The organism is Nonomuraea sp. NPDC050022, assembly GCF_044460705.1.
Lineage (GTDB): Bacteria > Actinomycetota > Actinomycetes > Streptosporangiales > Streptosporangiaceae > Nonomuraea.
Genome location: NZ_JBITKE010000001.1, coordinates 1,273,911 through 1,295,549, shown reverse-complemented (window position 1 = coordinate 1,295,549; position 21,639 = coordinate 1,273,911). Strand labels below are relative to the sequence as shown.

Sequence of the window (21,639 nt, the reverse complement as noted above, 5' to 3'; positions counted from 1 at the left end):
TTGTCATGGCCACCGACGAACTGATGACCAGGGCGCTCGACACGCTCGGGGACGACGGCCCGCTGTCGGTCGAGGCGATCCACCGCCTCACCGACCTGGCCGACGTACCCGAGTCGATGACGATCGCCGAGCTCGCCGACCTGCTCGACATCTCGCCCCACACGCTGCGCTACTACGAGCGGGCCGGGCTGGTCGAGGTGGCCCGCGACGGCAACGGTCATCGCGTCTACGACGCCCAGGCGGTGCGGCGCCTGGTGTTCCTCACCCGGATGCGGCTGTCCGGCATGCCGATGCGCGACCTGCAGCACTACATCTCGCTCGTCGACGCCGGGCAGCACACCACACCCGAGCGGCTCGACCTGCTGATCGAGCATCGCGACACCATCCGCCGCCGGATCCGTGAGCTGACCCTCTCCCTCACGGCCGTCGAGTACAAGATCACCACATATGGGGGCTCGACCGGACCGGACGTTCAGACCTTCGACACCGACCGCGCCGCGGTGCCGTACGAGCCGCCGCGCCGGGCACTACCGGCGGACTGAGGGACACCGTCGGACGTGGACCCGGACCACGGTGCCGACCTCGTCATCGCGGACCTCTCGGCGGATCCGGCTGACGATCTCCCGGTCCAGTTTGTGGACCACCGCGCCGACGTCGGCCGAGGCGGGGCAGCAGAGCGAGATGCGCAGGCGGGCGGCGTCCCCGACCACGCGGGCGCTGACCCCGGTGAGACCCTCCACGTCCTTCAGGCCGATGCAGAGCATGGCCGTGCCCGTGCCGCTGCGGGTGCCGCGGCGGCCCCACCCGAGGCAGAGCAGCAGCCAGCGGAACGTCACCAACGCCAGCACCAGCATGACCAGCGCCACCAGCCACAAGGCCCAGGTCTGGTCGGCGATGGTCTGGGCGGTCTGGTCCGGCAGCACCTTGGCGCGCGGTGACAGGCCCGGCAGCTTGTCCTTGCCGCGCAGCCAGGCGTAGCCGCCCAGGAGCAGCAGCAGCCCGCCGACCACGGCCAGGCCGATCCGGTTGCCCGCGTACTGCCGCATCACAGCCCCCTCCGGTTGCCCACGTACCGCCGCCTCCGGTTGCCTACGTACGGCCGCATCACAGCCCTCTCCGGCGCAGCCGTACGACGACCTCGCCCGCGGCCAGGGTGCCCACGCCCGCCAACCGGTCACCGACCGCGGTGCCGACCTGTTTGAGCATCGAACCGGAGCTCTCCGGGCCGGTGATGACCACGACCTCGATCGTGCGCCTGCGCAGCCGTACCCGCGCTCGTTGCACGCCGTCGACTTCCTGGGCGACGGCCCGCAGCGTACGGCGGAGGCCGGCCCGGGTGATGCCGATGACGATCAGCGGGTCGGACGTCTCGACCGGCACGAGCCTGCACCGGCCGGGTACGGCGGCCAGCAGCAACATCACGACCCCCACGGCCATGGTCACCACGGCGGGCAGGGACAACTGCGCCCAGGCGCGATGGGCCGCGAGGTCGAGGAGGTCGGACACCGGCAGCCAGCCGAGCGGCCGGCCCAGCAGGGCGGAGACCACCTCGGCGGCGCCGAGCCACAGCCCGGCGGTCAGCGTGAGTGCCACGACGGTCCCGGCGGGCGTACGCGCCGGTCTGAGCACCCGGCCCGACCTGCGCAGCGGGCTCTCCTGCGCGACGATCCCGGCGCCGGACAGTATCTGCTGGAGGGTGGTCACAACGCCAGAGGTACACGGACCGGGCATGGCCCGGACCCTGCCCTCGCCGCCGGTTTGCAGGATCATTACGAGGGCCGCAATTAAGATGAACTGCCCTCATATTCATTCGCCCGATATGTCGTTAAGCTGCCTTTATGAACGATATCCGCCGCTATGACAGCGCTACCAGGGCGCTCGAACCGCCGTTGGCGATCCTCGATCTCGCGGCCATGCGCGCCAACGCGGCCGATCTCGTACGGCGCGCGGCCGGCAAGCCGATCCGGGTGGCGAGCAAGTCGATCCGCTGCCGCTCGGTCATGGAACGCATCCTGACCATGGACGGTTTCCACGGCATCATGGCCTTCACGCTGCCCGAGGCGCTCTGGCTGGTCGAGCGGGGGTTCACCGACGTACTCGTGGCCTACCCGACGGCGGACAGGCAGGCGCTCGCGACGCTGGCCGGGGACGCGCGGGCGGCCGGTGAGATCACGCTGACCATCGACGCCGCCGAGCATCTCGACTATGTCGACGACGCGGTGGCGGCGGTCCGTTCGCGGTCGGAGATCCGGTTATCGATGGACCTCGACGCGGGATATGTCGCTCTGGGCGGCAGGTTCCGGGCGGGGACCCTGCGCTCCACGATCCGCGAACCCGAGCAGGCCGCCGACCTGGCCGCCGAGATCGCCAAGCGGCCCGGCTTCCGTCTGGCGGGTCTGATGGCGTACGAGGGGCAGATCGCGGGGGTCGGCGATGATCAGCCGGGCAACGCCGCGTATGTCCGGGCCATCCGGATCATGCAGAGCCTGTCGGCCCGCGAGCTGGTCCTGCGCCGCGGCCGCCTCGTGAACGCCGTCCGGCAGGTCTGCGACCTGGAGTTCGTCAACGGCGGCGGCACCGGCTCCATCGAGCGGACCGTGCGGGAGAAGGCGATCACCGAGGTGGCGGCGGGCTCCGGGTTCTTCCATCCGCGGCTCTTCGACTTCTACCGCGCCTTCACCGGCCGGCCGGCCGCGCTGTTCGCGCTCCCGGTCGTACGGCGGCCGGGGCCGGACGCGGTGACGGTGCTCGGGGGCGGCTATCTGGCCTCCGGGCGGCCGGGGACGAGTCTGCTGCCGCAGCCGTACCTGCCCGCTGGGCTTCGTTACACGCGGGACGAGGGCGCGGGTGAGGTGCAGACGCCGCTGCTCGGTCTGGCGGCCCGGGATCTGCGGGTGGGCGATCGGGTCTGGTTCAGGCACGCCAAGGCGGGCGAGATGTGCGAGCGCTTCAGCGAGCTGCACCTCGTCGACGGGGACACCATCGTGGAGACCGCGCCGACGTACCGGGGGGAGGGGCGGACGTTCCTCTGACGCCGGCTCTGGATCCCGGGGAGGTTCGTCACACGACCGTCTCGGCTCCTGTGACGGTCCGTCGTGGCTGGCGTCCCTTGGGCGGGATACCCCCTCCGGGGGAGGGAATGAAGACGGTCCGTCGTGGCTGGCGTCCCTTTGGCGAGATACCCCCTCTGGGGGAGCGGAAGAGGAAGGTCCGTCGTGCCCGGGGCCCCAGGAGGCCGCGTTAGAAGCGGCGGCGACGGCGGCGCCAGAGGGTGATGGCGGCGCCGACCACCAGCACGACCCCCACGCCGATCAGCACCGGCGCAAGGCTGGGCCGCTCCTCGGCCCACAGCTGGTCGGGGTCGTCGGCGTACTCGACGGGGCGCTGCGTCACCCCGAGCGCGTCGCCGACCGAGGTCACCAGATTGCTCGCCCGCGTCTTCACGTCGGCCACCGTGCGCTCGGCGACCCGCTTGGGGCTCACCCGGTCGGCGATGGCGTCGACCGTGTCCGCCAACTCCGCGCGCGTCCGCGCGATCCGCCGCTCCAGCTCGTCGGGATCGGTGTCAGCCATGGCTCTCCTTTCGGCCGCGCTCCGTGCGAGCTCCGCCCGGTGATCGATGAAGCGCTCTTCGCTGATCAGTCTGTCAGGTCGGCGACCCGCCCGGCACTCCGGGCAGGCCGGTAGGTTTTGCACGACGAACTCTGGAGGGCCCCATGACCGAAACCAAGCTCGCGCCCGGCGACGCCGCGCCCGAGTTCACCCTTCCCGCCGCCGACGGCGAGACCGTCTCCCTCGAGACCTACCGCGGCCGGCGGGTGATCCTCTATTTCTACCCCGCCGCGATGACGCCGGGCTGCACCAAGCAGGCGTGCGACTTCCGCGACAACCTCGGCCAGCTGACCGCCGAGGGTTTCGTGGTGCTCGGCGTGTCGAAGGACAAGCCGGCCAAGCTGGTCAAGTTCGCCGAGCGTGACTCGCTCACCTTCCCGCTCCTGTCGGACCCGGAGCTTGACGTGCACAAGGCGTACGGGGCTTACGGCACCAAGAAGCTGTACGGCAAGGAGGTCGTCGGTGTGATCCGCTCGACCTTCGTCATCGACGCCGACGGCAAGATCGAGCAAGCTCTCTACAACGTGAAGGCGACCGGCCACGTGGCGAGCCTGAAGAAGAAGCTCGGCCTGGCTTGAAAGGCCAGGGGCCCGTCCGGTCATGCGACGGGCCCCCAGCGCACTGCCGGGACGCTAAACTCGGCTCAGGCCCGCTCTGGCAGGGGCTGCGCGGGCGTGGCGAAATGGCATACGCGGCAGGTTTAGGTCCTGTTGGTGGCGACACTGTGGGGGTTCGAGTCCCCCCGCCCGCACCTCGGCTACCCACATCTGGGCTACCTCAGCGCATACGCCCTGATCACCTCCTGTGACAGGCTCGCCCCGCGCGTGTCGGTGGCCTTGAGGCGCAACGAGACGAGTGCGGCGGACCGTGGCCGGTCCAGTGTGGCCTCGTAGGCGCCGTTCCCCTTCGAGATGAGCCGCCGGACCGCGCGCCACGAGGCGCCGTCGTCGTACGACACCTCCAGCGACACGTCCTTGATCGGGGCGGCCGCCGAGCCGTCCTGGTGGCGCAGGGTCAGGCCGAGCCGCGGCGAGGTGGCCTGGTTCTTCAGGTCCGTCGCCACGTCATAGTCGGCGAGCAGCAGCGGGATCGTCGTGCCCGACCCGGCGTCATGCTGCGACGGGAACGTCCAGGCCGTCTTCGTCCTGGTCGACAGCCGGGCCCAGGTGGCGCGGTTCTCGACGTCGTACTCCATCCGATACGTGGCGGCGGCGGCCGGCAGGAGCAGTATGCCCTGGGGGCGCCGTTCGGTCTGCGCCAGCAGCGTCTCCCCCTGGTACAGCCGCCAGCCGGTCTTCATGCCGGTCTCGAAGTTGTCGGTCTGGGCGACGCCGGTGTTCCGCCCCGCGTCGATGAGCCCCCACATGTCGACCTGGAGCAGGTCGCCCTCCCTGCGCAGCGGCCGGACCTTACCCGGGCCGGGCAGCAGCGGCTGCTTGAACCAGGTGCGGCCGATCCGCTCCCCGGCCCGGAAGGGCGCGTCGTCGGGGCCCGCGACACCGATGTGGGCCTGGTCGTGCTCCCACGTGTAGTTGTAGGGCCGCTCCGGCGTCTCCATGCTGCTGCTCCAGCGCACCCCGGGACCGGCGGTGAGGTAGTCGACCCGGTCGCGCGGCGTACGGGGGACGGGCCGGCCGGTGTCCCAGGAGGTGGTCTCCCACGGCTGCCAGCCGAAGCGGTTCTCCGAGAGCGTCACGTCGTCGGCGAGCTGGCTGAAGAAGTCCGAGTCCACCCGGGCCAGGGACTTCGTCCGCAGGGTGTGGTCGGGCCGGTCCCTGATCCCGCCCTCCTCGCTGAGGTACAGGTCGTACACGTACGGACTGGCCACGACGCCCTTGGCCAGGACCGGCACCGGCAGCCTGCGCAGCCGTCCGGCCAGCCGGGCGCCCTCCTTGCCGGTGAGCGCGACGGTCGGGACCTTCAGCTTCACCCCGCTCTCGGACACCGGCAGGTCTCCGTACACCGCGACCATCCGGGCCCCGGCCGCCGCGGCGGCGTTGGACTGGGCGGCGACCGTCAGGTCGGCCGTGCGGCGGATCAGCGCGAGCCGGCCGCGCAGGTCGCGGCCCTTGAGGTCCGCGGGCGTAGCGGTCCCGGCGTCCACGGCCGGGAGCAGCGCGGAGCCGTCGAGGCGCGGGAAGTCGGCCGACACGTCGCTGAACCAGACGGGGTCGACGTAGTCGGGGTTCAGCTCCAGCCCGGCGGTACGCAGGGTGATGGCGGGCGCCTCCAGGTGCCAGCGGGTGGCGACGGCGAACCGGCCCTTGGTGACGCGCTTCGTGGGCTGCAGGTAGTACGTCTCGTCGGCGCTCTCGTCCTGGAGGATCGTCTCGGTGAGCGGCGAGCCCTTGGCGGGCGCGCGGGTCCAGATGAGCTTGGTCGCGGTGCCCCTGTTCCGCTTGGTCACGTGGTCGGGCGTGTCGACCCGCATCTCGACCGCCTTGCGGGCGTCGAGCACGACCTTGGTGTCACCGGTGACCTTCAGCTCGGGCTCGCCGGTGAAGCTCAGGTTGAGCACGGTGCCTCGGTCCCCGTAGGCCATGCTGTCGACCGACGGGCGCAGGGTTTTGATGACACCGAGCACGGAATAGGTGCCGGGCGGCACCAGCACGCACGAGTCACCCGGGTCGCTCTCGCACCGGCGCACCGGGTCCCCTGGCATCTCGCGGCCGTCGCGGGTCCCGTCGTCCACGTTCAGCGCGGCGGCGTACGCCTGGGCGGGGCGGCCGTCCCTGGCGATCCCGCTCACCCGCAGCCGGACCCGCTTGACCTCGACGTTGCCGGTCAGCGAGGTACGGATCGGCGACCCTTGGCGCGGCGTCGCGACGAGCTCCGCGCGCTGCCGACCCGCCTGCGCCTTGGCCGGGTCGAGGGTGAGCCGGACCGTGGCCTGCGCCCCGCCGGGCAGGGTCAGCCCGGCGGGCGAGACGCTGAACGGGCCGCCGGTGGCCAGGCCGAGGGTGACCGGGGTCTTGCCGGGATTGCGGTAGGTGACCTCGCGGGTCACCGGCTGTCCGGAGGACACTTCGGACAGACCGAAGTCGACCGAGCCCTCGGCGGTCAGCACCGGCTCCCCGAGCGCCGTGGCCACGTCCACCCGGCCGGTGCCCCGCTTGTCCACCGGGGTGTCGGGCATGGGCTTGGCCGTACCCATGAGCAGGGACTTCAGCTCCCCGGCCGAGATGCCGGGGCGTGACTGCCGCAGGAGCGCGGCGGCCCCGGCGACGTGCGGGGTGGCCATGGAGGTGCCGGACAGGCGGGTGTAGTACTCGTCCACCGGCTCGCCGAGCGAGGTGCCCTTCGCCCGCGCCGCGACGATGCCGACGCCCGGAGCGGTGATGTCGGGCTTGACCGCGCGTTCCAGCCCGACGGGTCCGAAGCTGGAGAACTCGGCCAGCCGGTCCTGGCCGTCGACCGCGCCCACGGTCAGCGCGGCGGGGGCGTCTCCGGGGCTCCCGACGCAGGCTTCGCAGCCCCTGTTGCCCGCCGCCACCACGAACAGCGTTCCGTAGCCCGCGTACAGGGCGCCCAAGGCGTCGGTGAGCGGCCCGCCGGGGCTGGGGTCGCCCAGGCTCATGTTCACGATGTCGGCGTGCTTCTCCCCCGCCGCCCATTCCATCCCGTCGATGATCCACGAGCTGAGCCCCTCGCCATTGGCGTCCAGGACCCGGCCGTTGAGCAGCTTGACGCCGGGCGCGACACCCTTGCGCGAGCCGCCGGAGGCCGCGCCGCTGCCCGCGATGATGTCGGCGACGTGCGTACCGTGCCCGAACTCGTCGGTGGCGCTGCCGCTGTCGGTGAAGTCACGCTCGTCGGCGACCTTCCCCGCCAGGTCCGGGTGCCCGGTGTCGACGCCGGTGTCCAGGACCGCGACCGTCGTGCCCGCGCCGTCGTAGCCCGCCGACCACGCGGCCGGCGCGCCGATCTGCGGCACGCTGCGGTCCAGCGCCGGCTCCACCTTGCGGTCCAGCCAGATCTTGGTGACGCCATCGAGCGGGCTCTTCGTACGGCCCGCCGCCAGCGCGGACAGCTGGCCACCGAAGCCCCGCGCCGCGCTCTTGGCCAGCCGGACGCCCGAACCGCCGATGCTCTCCAGCGTGCGGACCGCCTTCAGCGCGGGGACGGCCGGCATCGCGCTCTGTTTCCCGTACGTGACGATGAGGGAGATGGCGTCCGACCGCTCGTCGGTGTAGCCCTGCGCGGCGAGGGCGGTCACGTTGAAGAGCTCGGGGTCGAGGCGGCCGGGGACCAGCCCCTCCACGTCGCTGGGCAGCACGGTGAGCTGCCCACCGTCCTCGGTGATCCGGAAACCGGCCGGCGGCCCGTCCCCGCGCGGGGCGGCCGTGACGCTCGCCTTCTGGCGGCCGTCGGCGGCGACGGCGACGTGCACCTGGTCGCCGGTGATCAGCGTGATGTCGTAGCCGTGCTTGGCGGGGTCCGGCGCGAGAGCCGGAGCACCGTTGGCCGGAGCGCGGTCGGCCCGCGCGAGGGCTGAAGCGTCGTCGGCCCGCGCGCCCGTACCGGTGATCGTGGTGACCGCGGCCACCGCCAGGGAGGCGGCCACCGCTGTCCAACGCCTGGGCCTCATCGGCCACCTCCAGAAGGCGAGAAAAGTGCCGACCCAATTCCTAGTGATCTGGGGGCGTTCCGGTCCATAGGACTCGTCTGGCGAGATCCCGACTTGTCGTAAACCCGCCTGGGCTACGCTCGCGTTCGAGACGACAGGACAGCGGGGGGCCGGCATGGCGCAACGGCGGTTACTGGAGGGCCTCGGCGTCAGCGTCACCGAGGAGACGGCCTACCGTGCGCTGCTCCGCCACGGGCCCGCGACGCTGAGCCAGCTGGCCACCGAGACCGGCGCGTCCAACGCCGCCATCCGCCGGATGCTGCCCCGGCTGGAGGACCTCGGGCTGATCTCCCGGGTGGCCGGCCGGCCCCTGCGGCTGATCGCCACGCCGCCGAACATCGCCATCGACGTGCTGGTGGCCCGCCGCCAGGAGGAGATCACGCACAGCCGGGCCGCCGCGGCGCTGCTCGCCACCGAGGTGGCCGACCGCACCGGACCGCATCCGGAGGAGGTGCTGGAGGTGGTGACCGGCCGTTACGCCGTCGCCCGCCGCTACCTCCAGCTCGAACGCAGCGTCACGGCCGAGATGCTCGTGCTGGTGCGCCCGCCGTACGCGGTCGACATCCTAGACGATCAGGAGAACCAGCAGCGCGCCGCCCACCAGGGCCCGGTCGTCCGCGGCATCTACGGGCCGCTGGCGTTCGAGGAGCCCGGCATGCTGGAGCACACGCGGCAGGCCATCGCCGACGGCGAGCAGGCCCGGCTGGGGCAGGTGCCCGTCAAGCTGGCCATCGCCGACGGCCGCACGGCCATGCTGCCGCTGGTGTCCGACGAGGACCGGGCGGTGGAGAGCGCGCTGGTCGTCCACCCGTCGGCGTTGCTCGACGCGCTCGTCGGGCTGTTCGAGGTGCTGTGGCAGGCGGCCGTGCCACTGCGGCTGTCAGCGGACCCGGCCGCGCACATCGAGCGGGACGTATGGCCGCAGCCGGGCGACACCGAGGTGCTCGCCCTGCTGGCGGTGGGGATGAAGGACGACGCGATCGCGCGGCAGCTCGGTCTCAGCCCGCGTACGGTGCAGCGGCGGGTGCAGGAGCTGTGCGAGCGGCTGGGGGCCCGTACGCGGTTTCACGCCGGGTTCCTGGCCGCGCAGCACGATCTGCTGGTCCTGGACCGCGGGCCTGGTCTGCGGGCGCCTTAACCGGTCTTGGTGGGCATCGGCGTGGGCTTCAGCCGGAAGAAGTCGCGGAAGCCGTCAGAGCGCGGAGGGTCTCCAGGGGTCGGGTCGCGTGGCGCTTCCTCTTCGCCACGCGACCCGGCGTCACGATCATGATCCGCCATCACGATCTCCCTTTACTCGCCCCTCAGGGCGCTCCCAACGACAAGAGTGCCCTACGTCCCGTAAGGCTGGTGTAAGACCTGAGTCGTACCCAAACCTCCCCCTACAGGCTGACAAACCCACGCCGAAGCCTCCGTATCGTAATGATGTGTTCGGCAAGGTAATGGGATGGTCGGGACGCCACGGCAGGCTCATGGACGCCCTCCGGGTGGCGCCGCTGGCGGTGTTCTGCCTGTTCATGGCCGTGCCGTACGGGAAGAACGGCCCGTTCGACAACGGCAACCTGTACATCGGGGTGGCCGGTTACCTCGGGCTCTGCGCGGTGCTGATCGTCCCGCTGCTGTGGCGGCGTGACTGGCCGCTGACCGTCTTCGCGATCCTCTCACTGGCCTGTTTCGGGCAGTGGTTGGCCAAGATCGATCCGATGCCGGCCAACATCGCGGTGCTGGTGGCGCTCTACTCGGTGGCCTTCCGGTGCGGGTTCCGCTGGGCGATCGCCGCGGGCGCGGTGGCCGAGGTCGGCGTGCTGCTGGTCATGGTGCACTGGCAGGCGCCGACGTTCAGCCTCTTCTTCAGCGGCTCGATCCTCGTCGTGACGGTCTGGCTGACCGGCCTGTACGCCAAGACCCGCAGCCGCTATCTGGAGAGCCTGGAGGAGCGGGCGGAACGGGCCGAGCGCGAGCGCGACCAGCAGGCCCGGATGGCGGCCGCGGCCGAGCGCACCAGGATCGCCAGGGAGTTGCACGACGTGGTGGCTCACAACGTCAGCGTGATGGTGGTCCAGGCCGACGGCGCCGGGTACGCCATCGACAGCGACCCCGACCAGGCGCGGCAGGCCGTACACGCCATCTCCAAGACCGGGCGCGAGGCGCTCGCCGAGATGCGCAGGCTGGTCGGCGTGCTGCGGGAGGACGGGTCCGACGGGACGGACTACACGCCGCAGCCGGGCCTCGCGCAGCTGGAGGAGCTGGTGCGCGGCGCGGGCGTGCCCGCGCGGCTGCGGGTCGGCGGGCCGCCGGGCGAGCTGCCCGAGGGGCAGCAGCTCGCGGTCTACCGCATCGTGCAGGAGGCGCTGACGAACGCGCTCAAGCACGGCGGCCCCGGCGTCCGCGCGCTGGTCGAGCTGCGGTACGCCGGGCGCGAGCTGGTCGTGCGGGTGACCGACGACGGCAGGGGCGCGGCGGCACCACGCAGCCCCGACGGGCACGGGCTGGTGGGGATGCGCGAGCGGGTCGGCATGTACGGCGGCGAGGTGGCGGCCGGGCCGAGATCGGGTGGCGGGTTCGAGGTGCTGGCCAGGCTGCCGGTGCCGGGCACGAGGGCGGCCTGATGATCCGGGTGATGCTGGTCGACGACCAGGAGTTGCTGCGCGCCGGGTTCAGGATGGTGCTGGGCGCTCAGCCGGACATCGAGGTGGTCGCCGAGGCCGGTGACGGGGTACGGGCGCTGGAGGTGCTGCGCGAGGTCGAGGTGGACGTGGTGCTCATGGACGTACGCATGCCGAGGATGGACGGCGTGGAGGCCACCCGGCGCATCGACGGCCCCAAGGTGCTCATCCTGACCACCTTCGACCTCGACGAGTACGCCTTCGCGGCGGTCAAGGCGGGCGCCTCGGGTTTCCTGCTCAAGGACGTGCCGCCGGCCGACCTGCTGACCGCGATCAGGTCGGTGCACGCGGGCGACGCCGTGGTGGCGCCGAGCACGCTCAAGCGGATGCTCACCAAGTTCGCCGCGCAGTTGCCGACGCAGGAGCTCGCGGCCGCGTCGGAGCTGACGCCACGCGAGCGCGAGGTGCTGCTCATGGTGGCCCGCGGCCTGTCCAACCTGGAGATCGCCACCGAGCTGGAGGTGGCGGAGGCCACGGTGAAGACGCACCTGGGCCGGGTGCTGGCCAAGCTGGGGCTGCGGGACCGGGCCCAGGTGGTGGTCTACGCGTACGAGGCGGGCCTGGTGGTCCCGTCACGTCAGCCGAAAGGCTGACCCGGGTCATCTCAGGACCTACACGAAACCCCTCCTCGGGGCCCATATTTCCTGCATTTTCCGCTTCTAGGTTGGTCACGTTCCCGCAGACGACAAGGAGTGAACGTGACCCTCACCGATACCCGCCGACAAGCCCCCGCGGCGGTGGTGGCCAAGGCGCTGACCAAGGTGTACGGCCAAGGCGACGCGCGGGTCCACGCCCTCCGCGGCGTGGACGTCGCCTTCGCGACGGGCGCGTTCACCGCGATCATGGGCCCGTCCGGTTCCGGCAAGTCCACGCTGATGCACTGCCTGGCCGGGCTCGACACCGCGACCTCCGGCACCGTGCACATCGGCGACGTGGAGCTCACCGGGCTCAACGACAAACAGCTCACCCTGCTGCGCCGCGAGCGGATCGGCTTCATCTTCCAGGCGTTCAACCTGCTGCCGACGCTGACCGCCGAGCAGAACATCCGCCTGCCCCTGGAGATCTCCGCCCGCCAGGCGGACCGGCTGCTCTTCGACCGCGTCATCGAGACGGTCGGGCTGCGGGACCGGCTCGCCCACAAGCCGACCGAGCTGTCCGGCGGCCAGCAACAGCGCGTCGCCGTGGCCAGGGCGCTGATCAGCAAGCCACAGGTGATCTTCGCCGACGAGCCGACGGGCAACCTCGACTCGCGTAGCGGCGCCGAGGTGCTGTCGTTCCTGCGCACGTCCGTACGCGAGCTCGGCCAGACCATCGTCATGGTCACGCACGACCCGGTGGCCGCGGCGTACGCCGACCGCGTGGTGTTCCTGCGCGACGGCGAGCTGGTCAGCGAGATCAGCGCGCCCTCACCGCAGTCGGTGCTCGACACGCTGATGAAGCTGGAGGCCTGAGTTGCTGAGGACGACGCTGGCCGGGCTGCGCGCGCACAAACTGCGGCTGCTGCTCACCTCGCTGGCGATCACGCTGGGCGTCGGCTTCATCGCGGGTACGTTCGTGCTGACCGACACCATGAAAGCCGGCCTGTCGCAGCAGGCCACGGCCGAGGCGGACAAGGTCGGCCTGGCCGTACTGCCCGAGGACCGCGAGGCGGTGCTACCGGAACGCCTGCTCGACCAGGTGCGCGGCCTGCCCGGCGTGCTGGAGGCGCAAGGGCTGATCCGCGGCAGCGCGCCGTTGCTGGGCAAGGACGGCAAGGTAGTCGGGAACGCGCCGACCACGGCCGTCTCGATCGTGTCCGGCCGGCTCGACCGCACCACCATGATCAGCGGCACCGGCCCCGGATCCGAGGACCAGGTGGCGGTGCTCGACCAGAACACCGCCAAGGCCCAGGGCCTCAAGCTCGGCGACACGATCACCGTGCTCGACTCCCGGCACCGCGAGCAGCGGTTCAGGCTGGTCGGCATCATGGACACCGGCCTGGACCAGGAGCTGGCCTACACCGGCGCGATCGGCTTCACCCCGGCCACGGCTCAGCGGATGACCGGCGCCAAGGGCTTCGCCGAGATCGACATCGCGGGCGACGGCGCGGGGCTCAAGCAGGCGGTCGCCGCCGCCGCCGGAGCGGGAGCGAAGGTCAAGACGGGCGCGGAGCTCGCCAAGAGCCTGGCGGCCGCGTCCGGCATCCAGATGGAGTCGCTGACCACCGGTCTGCTGCTGTTCGGCCTGGTGGCCATGCTGGTGGCCGCGCTGGTCATCTACAACACCTTCAACATCCTCGTCGCGCAGCGGGCCAGGGAGATGGCGCTGCTGCGCTGCATCGGCGCCACGCGCGGGCAGGTGTTCGGCTCGATCATCCTGGAGTCCACCGCTGTCGGCCTCCTGTCGTCCGCGCTCGGCCTGCTCGCGGGCTACGGCCTGGGCGCGGCCACGCTGGCCGTACTCGGCGCGCTCGACGCCCCGCTGCCCACGAACGCGGCCATCGCGCTGACGCCGGTCGCGATGCTCAGCGGGCTGGGCCTCGGCCTGCTGGTCACCGTGGGGGCGGCGCTGCTGCCCGCGCGGGCCGCCACCCGGGTCGCGCCGATCGCGGCGCTGCGCACGCAGGTGGAGGAGCAGACGTTCCGTACCGGCGTCGTACGCGTGCTCCTCGCCACGCTCTTCCTCGTCGCCGGGCTCGGCACGGCCGGCTACGGGGCGCTGGTGATGGAGCCGGGCCAGATGGTGCCGCTCTTCGTCGTCATGGGCGGTGGCGCGCTGACCTTCCTGGCGGTACTGGTCCTGGGACCAGTTCTGGTCAAGCCGCTGAGCGCGCTGATCGGCTGGATCCCGGCCAGGCTGTTCGGCGTACCGGGACGGCTGGCCGTGGACAACTCCGGACGCAACCCCCGCCGGGCCGCCACCACGACCGTGGCGCTGACGATCGGCGTGACGCTCATGACGCTGATCTCGGTGGTCACGGCCTCGACGCGGGTGACGATGACGGCCAAGCTCGACAACCAGTTCCCCGTCGACTACCTGGTGGCCACTCAGGAGCGCGAGGCCGCCGTCCCCCGGTCGGTGGCCGACTCGTTGCGGCGCAGTCCGGAGCTGTCCTCGGTCGTACAGATCCGCGCGGCCAAGGCCAAGATCTCCGGCTCCGGTGATTCGGTACAGGTCGGCACGTTCAACGGACCCTTCAAGCCGGAGGTACGGTCCGGTTCGATGGACCGGCTGGAGCCGGGGCAGGTCGCGGTGACCGCCCCCGCGGCCGGCCAGTTCGGGCTGCGGGTCGGCGGCACGGTCGCGGTGCGGACCGCCAAGGCCGGGACCGTCACGTTGCGGGTGGTCGCCGTTCTCGCGGGCGATGCGTCCCTGCCGATGTTCACCGTGGCCGAGCGGCCCTTCGACGAGTACTTCGGTCAGATACCCGACACGCGGTTGATGGTGAACATCAAGGACGGCGTACCCACCGCACAGGCCCGCAAAGCAGTGGACGCGGCGACGGCGGCTTACCCGATGGTCCAGGTGACGAGCGCGACGGAGGTGCGCGGGCAGTTCGACGACACGCTGGACATGTTGCTGATGATCATCACCGGGCTGCTGGGCCTGGCGATCCTGATCTCGCTGCTCGGCATCGCCAACACGCTGTCGCTGTCGGTACATGAACGGACCAGGGAGTCGGCGCTGCTGCGGGCCCTCGGGCTGACCAGGCCTCAGCTGCGGCGGATGCTCTCGGTGGAGGCGCTGGTGCTCGGGCTCATCGGGGCGGTGGTCGGGGTGGTGCTCGGCGGCGTGTTCGGGTGGGCGGCGATGCGGGCGATGATCGACGGCGCCTGGTTCGTGCTGCCGGTGGGACAGATCGTGCTGTTCGTGGTGCTGTCGGGGCTGGCCGGGGTGCTGGCCGCGGTACTGCCTGCGCGGCGGGCGGCTCGGGCGTCGATCGTGGGCTCACTAGCAACCGGATAAACCCCGACAAATCACGATAGAGACGACAATTTCCGGAAAGAGACTATGCGGGGCGGCGAGCCGCATCCCTCGCCGTCCCGCACCCCGGCCCCGGCGGACACCAGAAGCCGAGCCTCCCGACCCCGGAGACAACGCCCCGCAACACCCAGACCCCGCTCCCCTGGCCAATGAGAGATACGGCCGGTCAGCGAGGAGTGCGGCCGGGCCACAGCTCGGCGACCGTTTCCGGATCGAGGAGCGGCCGGGTGACCACCTCGCCGGACACCTTGTCGATCACGATGCAGCCCCCGCCGACCGTACTGGGCAGGGTCGCCGGGTCATCGAGCTCAGGCTCTCGCACCCAAGCGACGTAACCCTCATTGAACCCATGAATCCCCACCGAGACGGAGTCGTCCGCCCGCCGCACCCCGTTGAAGTACTCCTCCGCCAACGCCCTGGCCTGGTCGAGGTTCATCGTGGTTGCCCCTGCCTGTCGACGATCACGCAGAACACCCCGGTCACGGTCGTATAGGGCGGTTCGACGGCCATGTGGCCCCGCTGGGCATCGATCCAGATCACCTCGCCGCCCGAGTTGACGGCGTTCCACGCATGAGACCCGCCACCGGGCCAGCGCACCACGATCACGGCCGCCGCACCGTGCCCCGCTTCCAGCAGCCGCCGCGCCACCATCGGATAGGCGTGCCGCCCCTGTCCCAGGTACTGGAACCGCTGCCCCACCCACCGCTCGATCCGCGCAGTGCCCCCGAGCTCACCGGTGACCTGCGGCCGCCCGATCCGGTCGTACTCCGCCACCCTCGGCGCCGCCGCAGCGGGCTCGCCGTGCCAGGTGGACAGTACGGCCAGCGCACAGTCGGCGGCATTGGACGCACGAAACGGGTCATCGGCCGGACCGCCACCGTTGATCAGCCTGACCCACGTGCCGCGTGGATCGGGAAACCGCGTACCGAGCGGAATCGCCTGCGCCAGATCGTGCTCCACCTGCGCATCGGGCTTCGCCAGCCCCCCAGGCACACCGTAGGGCCGGTAACCGACCAACCTCGGCGGCCGATGCGACCGCTCGAACCAGTCCCGCTCAGCGACCGTCTGCCGCCCAGTTGTCCCGGCCCCATTCCCCTGCCACCCAGAACCTCCGGCCCCAACCTCCTGCCGACCAGGACCACTGGCCCCGGCCCCGCCTTCCCGCAGGGCGGCCGACCCGACCCCACCTCCCTGCGGCCCAAGCACCGCAGTGCCCGAGATCGTCGAAGCGCTGTCGGGTGAGAGCCCCAGAATGGCCGCCGCCGACCCCCCGAACATCCCCATCCCACCCGTCAGCCCAGCGCCCGGCCCACCCGCACCGACGCTGACCCCGCCACCGCTGACCCCGGCGCCGGTAACCCCTGCGCCCTCCACGAACGCCGAGCCACCCGCTGAGTCCGGCCCACTCCCGGAGTCCAAGCCGCCCCCGGAAACCGAGCCGCTCGCGGGCCCGGGGGCCACAGCTGATTCCCCCACTTGCGCCATGCCACCCGGCACACCATTCGACGCCGAGTGCCGGGGTGTGGCAGGCGCGCCGTGTCGCCCGACCGACGAAGCCCCCGGCGAGGCCCCCGACCGTACGGACGCAGAACTGGCCGAGGATGTGCTTGGGTGAGCACCCGATGGCGCGGCAGGCGGAGCACCAGACGGGTCGGCCCACGGCGCGACCGACTCCCCAGCCTGCGGAGTGGCCCCCCGCTCAACCGGCCTCCCAGCTCCAGCTGACCCGCCCGCCACGGGCGACGTCGCAGCTGCGGCCGACCTGCCCACCACAGCCGACATCCCACCTACGGTCGACCCGCCGACCACGGCCGATCGTTCCGGCGGGGCCGGCCATCGCGCGGCTGACCGCCCGGTCGACGGACTCGATAGCGCGGTCAGTGAGGCGCCCCACGGAGTCCCCGGCCACTCGGGTGGCGAGTCGGGCGATGAGTGGGCGGGAGAGGGTGAGGCGGGCGATACACGACCGGAAGACGACGAGCTGGGCGACAGGCTGCCCGAAGGCGAGGGCGAGCTGGGCGATACGTGGGCGGAAGATGGCGATGGGTGGGCGGAAGAGGGCGGGGCCGGGGTCGAGAGGGGGGAGGCGAGTAGGTCCGAGTCGGCGGCGCGCTCATAGTCGCGCCACCTGACCCCGTCACCCACCACAGGGTCGTAATGTCCCTCGGGAAGGACCCACCGCACGCTGGACTTGCGGTCGCGGAACACGTCCTGCCTCCTGTCATGGCTCGACGACCGATCGTAGGGCGACGAGCCATCCCGAGGAGGGGAAGTCGGCAAGTTTTGGCGGTCCCTGCTAGCCCCCGTACCTGCGCAAACAGGGAGAAGGGCCGCGCTCAGGCGACGTTGACCTGGATGGAGTGCCAGCCGCTCGCGCCGTCAGGCGCCGGCGGCGCCTGCTGCTCGGTCTGGGTACGGCCGGCCGCGTCCGTGGCCCGGACCTCGATCGTGTGCTTGCCGGCGGTGAGATCCCAGTCGAGCGACCACTGACGCCACGTGTCGGGGCCCGGCACCTGGGCCAGCTTCGCCTGCCGCCACTCGCCCCGGTCGACGCGTACCTCCACCGCGTCGATCCCGGTGTGCTGGGCCCAGGCCACCCCCGCGATCGTGGTACGGCCCGCCGTCACCGACGCGCCCGGCTTGGGCAGGTCGATGCGGGACTCCGTCTTGATGGGCCCCTTGGCGGACCAGCCGCGCGGCGTCCAGTACGCCTCGTCCCTGTCGAACCGGGTCACCTTGATGTCCACCACCCACTTGGTCGCCGAGACGTACCCGTAGAGGCCGGGCACCACCTGGCGTACCGGGAAGCCGTGCTCGACGGGCAGGGCTTCGCCGTTCATCGCGATGGCGAACAGCGCGTCGCGCCCGTCCATCACCACGTCGACCGGGGTTCCGGCGGTGAAGCCGTCGTCGGAGGTGGACAGCAGCATGTCGGCGCCGGACTGGAGGCCCGCATCGCGCAGCAGGTCGGCCATCCGGGCGCCGAGCCAGCGGGCATTGCCGATGTACTCGCCGCCGACCTCGTTGGAGACGCAGGTCAGCGTGACGTACGACTCGGTGAGAGGGCGCTTCAGCAGGTCGGCGTACGTGATCTCGACCGGCCGGTCCACCATCCCGTGGATGCGCAGCGTCCACTGCCGGGGATCGACGTGCGGCACGATGAGCGCGGTATCGACCCTATAGAAGTCCTGATTTTTCGTGACGAACGGGGAGAGGCCGCGTATACCGAAATCTGTGCCCTGGGGCAGCGGTTTGGCCGCCACCCTGGGCCTGGGCAGTGCGACCGCCACCCGGGCGGTCTCCGCTGTCTGCCGCCCGCCGAGCACCCGCCCGGCCAGCGTGGCCGCCCCCGCGACCACCACACCGCCCGCGACGCCGCCGAGCAGCCGCCGCCGGTCGAACGAGTACGGCTCCGACCCGGTCCGCATCACGGCAGGCCGCTCAGCCTCATCACCGGGCGCCCCAGGAGAAGGGTGCTCATCGGTGAAGGATTCGCCGCCGCCGCCAGGTTCAACATCCGAAGCCGACGAAGCCGTCCTCGCGCCCGAAGCCGACCGAGCCGCCGCCCTGACGCCCGAACCACCCGAAGCGCCCGAAGCGGACGAGCCCGAGACCGTCGCCCCCGCGCCCTCGTACGACTCCCGCACACCCCGCGCCAACAGCCACGTGAGCGCCCAAGCCCCGACACCGACCCCCACCACGGTCGGCACCACGTCGAGCGCTCCCGCGCCCGGCCTGGTCACCACCGCCGCGATGCCCACGACGCCGAACACCCCGAGCCCCACCAGCCCGTACGCCACCCGGTGCCGCGCCAGCACCCCGATGAGCGCCGCCACCACCGCGAGCACCACCAGCACACCCGCGATGAGCACGGTCTTGTCGTTGGAGCCGAAGTTGCTGATGGCGAACTCTTTGAGCCACGCGGGCGTGTTGTCCACGACCACGTTGCCCACGGCCACCACGGGAAAGGCCGCGGGCTTCAGCACCCCGGCGACGAGCTGCGCGACGCCGAGCGCCACGGCCCCGGCCACCACTCCCGCCAGCGCACCGGCCCAGGCCGGCATCACATCGTTCTTCTGCACAATTCTGACGCTACGCCTCTGGCGGCCGGTGGTTCTTACACGATGGTTACGTCAGCCCGCACAGTCAGCTCGCACAGTCAGCTCGCGATGAGGTCGCGCACGATCGGGGCGAGGGCGCGGAAGGCGCGGCCCCGGTGGCTGATGGCGTCCTTCTCGTCGGCGGACAGCTCGGCCGCGGTGCGGGTCTCGCCCTCGGGCACCAGGATCGGGTCGTAGCCGAACCCGTTGGTGCCGCGGGGGGTTGTGACCAGGTGGCCTGGCAGCGTGCCCTCCACCACGCGCCACTCCCCCGACGGCAGCGCCAGCGCGGCCGCGCACGCGAAGTGGGCGGCCAGCTTGTCTGCGGGCACGTCGGAGATCTGCGCCAGCAGCAGGTCGAGGTTGGCCTTGTCGTCGCCGTGGCGCCCGGACCAGCGGGCCGAGAACACCCCGGGCATGCCGTTGAGCACGTCGACGCAGAGGCCGGAGTCGTCGGCCACCGCGGGCAGCCCCGAGCCCTGAGCCACGGCGTGTGCCTTGAGCAGGGCGTTTTCCTCGAAGGTGACGCCGGTCTCGGCCACCTCACCGATCGAGGGGAACTCCTCGAGCCCCACGATGTCGAACCCCGACAGGATCCGGCGCAGCTCAGCGATCTTGCCCGCGTTGCGGGTGGCCAGGACGATCTTCATGCTCCCAGCGCCTCCTGCTGGATCAGGGTGAGCTCCTCGCAGCCGGTGACGGCCAGGTCGAGGAGCTGGTTGAGCGCGGCGCGGTCGAACGGCGCGCCCTCGGCGGTGCCCTGCACCTCGACGAAGCTGCCGGCGCCGGTCATCACCACGTTCATGTCGGTCTCGGCCGCCACGTCCTCGGTGTAGCAGAGGTCGAGCATCGGGACCGAGCCGACCACGCCGACCGAGACGGCGGCCACGGAGTCGACCAGCGGCTCGCCGGGGCACATCCGGCGCTCGCGCATCCACGCGACAGCGTCGGCCAGCGCCACGTAGGCGCCAGTGATCGCGGCGGTCCTGGTGCCGCCGTCGGCCTGCAGGACGTCGCAGTCGAGCAGGACGGAGTTCTCACCCAAAGCCTTGTAGTCGACGCAGGCCCGCAGCGAGCGGCCGATCAGCCGGGAGATCTCGTGCGTGCGCCCGCCGATCTTCCCGCGGACCGACTCGCGATCGTTGCGGGTGTTGGTGGCGCGCGGCAGCATCGCGTACTCAGCCGTGACCCAGCCCTGGCCGCTCCCCCGGCGCCAGCGCGGCACACTGTCCTGGACCGATGCGGCGCACAGGACCCGGGTGCCACCGAACTCCACCAGCACCGAACCTTCGGCATGGGTAATCCATTGCCTGGTAATGGTGATGGGGCGGAGCTGATCGGGGTTTCGGCCATCCTGTCGCGACATGCAGATCACCCTATCTCCGCGCCGCAACGCTCTTGACCGAATGTGTCCGACACATGGATCCTTACGCAATGACAACGGGGGTGTTGCGAAACCCTGACTTTCTTCGGTTCCTCAGTTCGCACGTGGCCAACGAGCTCGGAGCCAACATTTCCCGCGTGGCGCTCCCTTTGGTCGCCGTGCTGGCTCTACACGCCGGACCCCTTGAGGTCGGCGTGCTCTCGGCGTTGCAGACGGCGGCGTTCCTCGCGATCGGCCTGCCCGCGGGGGTCTGGGTCGACCGATTGCGCAGGCGCCGTGTGATGGTGACCTCCGACCTGGTCAGGTGCCTGCTGCTGGCGAGCATCCCGGTCAGCGACGCGCTCGGGTTGCTGTCGGTCGGCATGCTGTACGTGGTCGCGCTGCTGGCCGGCACCGCCCAGGTCTTCAACGACGTCGCCGACCAGACCTACCTGCCGGAGCTGGTGAGCAGAGACCGTCTGAGCGACGGCAACTCCAAGCTGGAGTTCGTCCGGTCGAGCGGCTCGCTCGCCGGTCCCAGCCTGGGCGGCGCGCTCGTACAGCTGATCGGCGCCTCGCGCACGATGCTGGCCACGGCTCTGGCCGCGTTGGGGTCCCTGGTCTTCCTGAGCGCCATCAAGACGCCCGACCAGGCGCCGGTCGCCGAGGAACGACCGCGGATGCGCCAGGGCATCGCCGAGGGGCTCGGGTTCGTCCGGCGCGACCGGCTGTTACGGGCGATCGTCGTCACGACCGCGGCGACGAACCTGAGTCTCAGCGGCGTGGTCAGCCTGTCCGTGCTGTTCCTGGCCGACGTGGTCCGGCTGCCGCCCGGCCTGATCGGCGTCATGCTCATGTCGGGCGCGGTCGGCGGGCTGCTCGGCGGTCTCACCGGGAGCCGGTTGTTCAGCAGGTACGGCACGGCGAGGATGACCTGGCTGGCCATCGCCGTCACCTCGCCCTTCGGCCTGCTGCTGCCCATGACGCAGGCCGACTGGCGGGTCGCCTTCTTCGCGATCGCCTCGATCGCGCTCTCATGGGGCGCGATCATCTACAACGTCGGCCAGCTCACCTACCGGCAGACCGTCACACCGGAGCGCATGCTGGGGCGGGTCAACGCGACGGTCAGGTTCATCGTCTGGGGCACGATGCCGCTGGGCGCGCTGCTCGGCGGCATCGTGGCTCAGCACATCGGGGTGCGAGAGGCCCTCTGGGTGTTCATGGGCGCGCGGCTGCTGTCGTTCCTGCCGCTGATGTTCTCGCCGCTGCCGCGGCTGCGGGACTTCTCGCAGATTCAGGCCAAGTCGTGAG

The 21,639-nt window shown here is 71.4% G+C and carries 19 protein-coding genes and 1 tRNA gene; 10 read left to right on the top strand and 10 right to left on the bottom strand.

Going from position 1 to position 21,639, the window contains the following annotated elements; translation table 11 throughout:
- Positions 1–5: 5 nt before the first annotated feature.
- The gene (locus tag ACIBO2_RS05640) at positions 6–542 is read left to right on the top strand and encodes a MerR family transcriptional regulator (protein ID WP_358537343.1); all 537 of its coding nucleotides are present in this window, start codon (positions 6–8) and stop codon (positions 540–542) included.
- On the opposite strand, the gene ACIBO2_RS05635 is transcribed toward ACIBO2_RS05640, so the two are convergent.
- Positions 528–1,046 (bottom strand): hypothetical protein, encoded by a 519-nt coding sequence (locus tag ACIBO2_RS05635; protein ID WP_358537341.1) that lies wholly within the window; start codon positions 1,044–1,046, stop codon positions 528–530. The genes ACIBO2_RS05640 and ACIBO2_RS05635 overlap by 15 nt on opposite strands.
- Positions 1,047–1,104: 58 nt before the next feature.
- Complete coding sequence (locus tag ACIBO2_RS05630; RefSeq protein ID WP_358537338.1) at positions 1,105–1,704, bottom strand: DUF6286 domain-containing protein; 600 nt, start codon at positions 1,702–1,704, stop codon at positions 1,105–1,107.
- A 134-nt stretch (positions 1,705–1,838) separates the two neighbouring features.
- On the opposite strand from ACIBO2_RS05630, the gene ACIBO2_RS05625 reads away from it, so the two are divergent.
- Positions 1,839–3,032 (top strand): amino acid deaminase/aldolase, encoded by a 1,194-nt coding sequence (locus ACIBO2_RS05625; RefSeq protein ID WP_397295545.1) that lies wholly within the window; start codon positions 1,839–1,841, stop codon positions 3,030–3,032.
- Positions 3,033–3,240: 208 nt separating this feature from the next.
- Here ACIBO2_RS05625 and ACIBO2_RS05620 read toward each other — a convergent pair whose 3' ends face one another.
- Positions 3,241–3,573: a DUF3618 domain-containing protein gene (locus ACIBO2_RS05620; RefSeq protein ID WP_357942799.1), complete on the bottom strand. Its 333-nt coding sequence runs from the start codon at positions 3,571–3,573 to the stop codon at positions 3,241–3,243.
- A 143-nt stretch (positions 3,574–3,716) separates the two neighbouring features.
- Here ACIBO2_RS05620 and bcp point away from each other — a divergent pair, with 143 nt between their 5' ends.
- Positions 3,717–4,190, top strand: coding sequence for a thioredoxin-dependent thiol peroxidase (gene bcp / locus ACIBO2_RS05615; RefSeq protein ID WP_358537333.1), 474 nt, complete (start codon positions 3,717–3,719; stop codon positions 4,188–4,190).
- A 90-nt stretch (positions 4,191–4,280) separates the two neighbouring features.
- Positions 4,281–4,363, top strand: a tRNA-Leu gene (locus tag ACIBO2_RS05610).
- Between the two features lie 21 nt (positions 4,364–4,384).
- Here the strand turns inward: ACIBO2_RS05610 and ACIBO2_RS05605 are convergent.
- Positions 4,385–8,200 (bottom strand): S8 family peptidase, encoded by a 3,816-nt coding sequence (locus ACIBO2_RS05605; RefSeq protein ID WP_397295543.1) that lies wholly within the window; start codon positions 8,198–8,200, stop codon positions 4,385–4,387.
- Between the two features lie 154 nt (positions 8,201–8,354).
- On the opposite strand from ACIBO2_RS05605, the gene ACIBO2_RS05600 reads away from it, so the two are divergent.
- Positions 8,355–9,377: a helix-turn-helix domain-containing protein gene (locus ACIBO2_RS05600; RefSeq protein WP_358537329.1), complete on the top strand. Its 1,023-nt coding sequence runs from the start codon at positions 8,355–8,357 to the stop codon at positions 9,375–9,377.
- Here ACIBO2_RS05600 and ACIBO2_RS05595 read toward each other — a convergent pair.
- Positions 9,374–9,517, bottom strand: coding sequence for a hypothetical protein (locus ACIBO2_RS05595; RefSeq protein ID WP_358537326.1), 144 nt, complete (start codon positions 9,515–9,517; stop codon positions 9,374–9,376). The genes ACIBO2_RS05600 and ACIBO2_RS05595 overlap by 4 nt on opposite strands.
- A gap of 146 nt (positions 9,518–9,663) precedes the next feature.
- Here ACIBO2_RS05595 and ACIBO2_RS05590 point away from each other — a divergent pair, with 146 nt between their 5' ends.
- The 4 genes from ACIBO2_RS05590 to ACIBO2_RS05575 all read left to right on the top strand — a co-directional run bounded on the left by ACIBO2_RS05590 (position 9,664) and on the right by ACIBO2_RS05575 (position 14,847).
- Positions 9,664–10,845 carry a sensor histidine kinase gene (locus tag ACIBO2_RS05590; protein ID WP_358537324.1) on the top strand — a complete coding sequence of 394 codons (1,182 nt, stop codon included), beginning with the start codon at positions 9,664–9,666 and terminating at the stop codon, positions 10,843–10,845.
- Positions 10,845–11,495 (top strand): response regulator transcription factor, encoded by a 651-nt coding sequence (locus ACIBO2_RS05585; RefSeq protein ID WP_358537321.1) that lies wholly within the window; start codon positions 10,845–10,847, stop codon positions 11,493–11,495. Before ACIBO2_RS05590 ends, ACIBO2_RS05585 begins: the two co-directional genes overlap by 1 nt.
- 105 nt (positions 11,496–11,600) lie before the next feature.
- Positions 11,601–12,353 (top strand): ABC transporter ATP-binding protein, encoded by a 753-nt coding sequence (locus ACIBO2_RS05580; RefSeq protein WP_358537319.1) that lies wholly within the window; start codon positions 11,601–11,603, stop codon positions 12,351–12,353.
- 1 nt (position 12,354) lies between these two features.
- Positions 12,355–14,847, top strand: a complete 2,493-nt coding sequence (locus ACIBO2_RS05575) for an ABC transporter permease (protein WP_397295539.1) — start codon at positions 12,355–12,357, stop codon at positions 14,845–14,847.
- A 184-nt stretch (positions 14,848–15,031) separates the two neighbouring features.
- On the opposite strand, the gene ACIBO2_RS05570 is transcribed toward ACIBO2_RS05575, so the two are convergent.
- From ACIBO2_RS05570 to rph, 5 genes are all read right to left on the bottom strand, one after another.
- The gene (locus ACIBO2_RS05570) at positions 15,032–15,301 is read right to left on the bottom strand and encodes a hypothetical protein (RefSeq protein ID WP_357942781.1); all 270 of its coding nucleotides are present in this window, start codon (positions 15,299–15,301) and stop codon (positions 15,032–15,034) included.
- A complete protein-coding gene (locus tag ACIBO2_RS05565) occupies positions 15,298–15,825 on the bottom strand; it encodes a toxin glutamine deamidase domain-containing protein (RefSeq protein WP_358537314.1) in 528 nt (175 codons plus the stop codon). The genes ACIBO2_RS05570 and ACIBO2_RS05565 overlap by 4 nt, the downstream gene beginning before the upstream one ends.
- A 1,376-nt stretch (positions 15,826–17,201) precedes the next feature.
- Complete coding sequence (locus tag ACIBO2_RS05560; RefSeq protein WP_358537312.1) at positions 17,202–18,947, bottom strand: molybdopterin-dependent oxidoreductase; 1,746 nt, start codon at positions 18,945–18,947, stop codon at positions 17,202–17,204.
- Positions 18,948–19,024: 77 nt separating this feature from the next.
- A complete protein-coding gene (rdgB, locus tag ACIBO2_RS05555; RefSeq protein WP_397295536.1) occupies positions 19,025–19,615 on the bottom strand; it encodes an RdgB/HAM1 family non-canonical purine NTP pyrophosphatase in 591 nt (196 codons plus the stop codon).
- Positions 19,612–20,331 carry a ribonuclease PH gene (gene rph / locus ACIBO2_RS05550; RefSeq protein ID WP_225290424.1) on the bottom strand — a complete coding sequence of 240 codons (720 nt, stop codon included), beginning with the start codon at positions 20,329–20,331 and terminating at the stop codon, positions 19,612–19,614. Before rph ends, rdgB begins: the two co-directional genes overlap by 4 nt.
- A 53-nt stretch (positions 20,332–20,384) precedes the next feature.
- Here rph and ACIBO2_RS05545 point away from each other — a divergent pair, with 53 nt between their 5' ends.
- Positions 20,385–21,638 carry an MFS transporter gene (locus tag ACIBO2_RS05545; protein WP_358537307.1) on the top strand — a complete coding sequence of 418 codons (1,254 nt, stop codon included), beginning with the start codon at positions 20,385–20,387 and terminating at the stop codon, positions 21,636–21,638.
- Position 21,639 lies beyond the last annotated feature (1 nt).

What these genes read in the sequence shown, in the direction of transcription:
- ACIBO2_RS05640 (WP_358537343.1), top strand. Translation starts at nt 6, where the DNA reads ATGGCCACCGACGAACTGATGACCAGGGCGCTCGACACGCTCGGGGAC.
- ACIBO2_RS05635 (WP_358537341.1), bottom strand. Translation starts at nt 1,046, where the DNA reads ATGCGGCAGTACGCGGGCAACCGGATCGGCCTGGCCGTGGTCGGCGGG.
- ACIBO2_RS05625 (WP_397295545.1), top strand. Translation starts at nt 1,839, where the DNA reads ATGAACGATATCCGCCGCTATGACAGCGCTACCAGGGCGCTCGAACCG.
- ACIBO2_RS05620 (WP_357942799.1), bottom strand. Translation starts at nt 3,573, where the DNA reads ATGGCTGACACCGATCCCGACGAGCTGGAGCGGCGGATCGCGCGGACG.
- bcp (WP_358537333.1), top strand. Translation starts at nt 3,717, where the DNA reads ATGACCGAAACCAAGCTCGCGCCCGGCGACGCCGCGCCCGAGTTCACC.
- ACIBO2_RS05605 (WP_397295543.1), bottom strand. Translation starts at nt 8,200, where the DNA reads ATGAGGCCCAGGCGTTGGACAGCGGTGGCCGCCTCCCTGGCGGTGGCC.
- ACIBO2_RS05600 (WP_358537329.1), top strand. Translation starts at nt 8,355, where the DNA reads ATGGCGCAACGGCGGTTACTGGAGGGCCTCGGCGTCAGCGTCACCGAG.
- ACIBO2_RS05595 (WP_358537326.1), bottom strand. Translation starts at nt 9,517, where the DNA reads ATGGCGGATCATGATCGTGACGCCGGGTCGCGTGGCGAAGAGGAAGCG.
- ACIBO2_RS05585 (WP_358537321.1), top strand. Translation starts at nt 10,845, where the DNA reads ATGATCCGGGTGATGCTGGTCGACGACCAGGAGTTGCTGCGCGCCGGG.
- ACIBO2_RS05570 (WP_357942781.1), bottom strand. Translation starts at nt 15,301, where the DNA reads ATGAACCTCGACCAGGCCAGGGCGTTGGCGGAGGAGTACTTCAACGGG.
- rdgB (WP_397295536.1), bottom strand. Translation starts at nt 19,615, where the DNA reads ATGAAGATCGTCCTGGCCACCCGCAACGCGGGCAAGATCGCTGAGCTG.
- rph (WP_225290424.1), bottom strand. Translation starts at nt 20,331, where the DNA reads ATGTCGCGACAGGATGGCCGAAACCCCGATCAGCTCCGCCCCATCACC.
- ACIBO2_RS05545 (WP_358537307.1), top strand. Translation starts at nt 20,385, where the DNA reads ATGGATCCTTACGCAATGACAACGGGGGTGTTGCGAAACCCTGACTTT.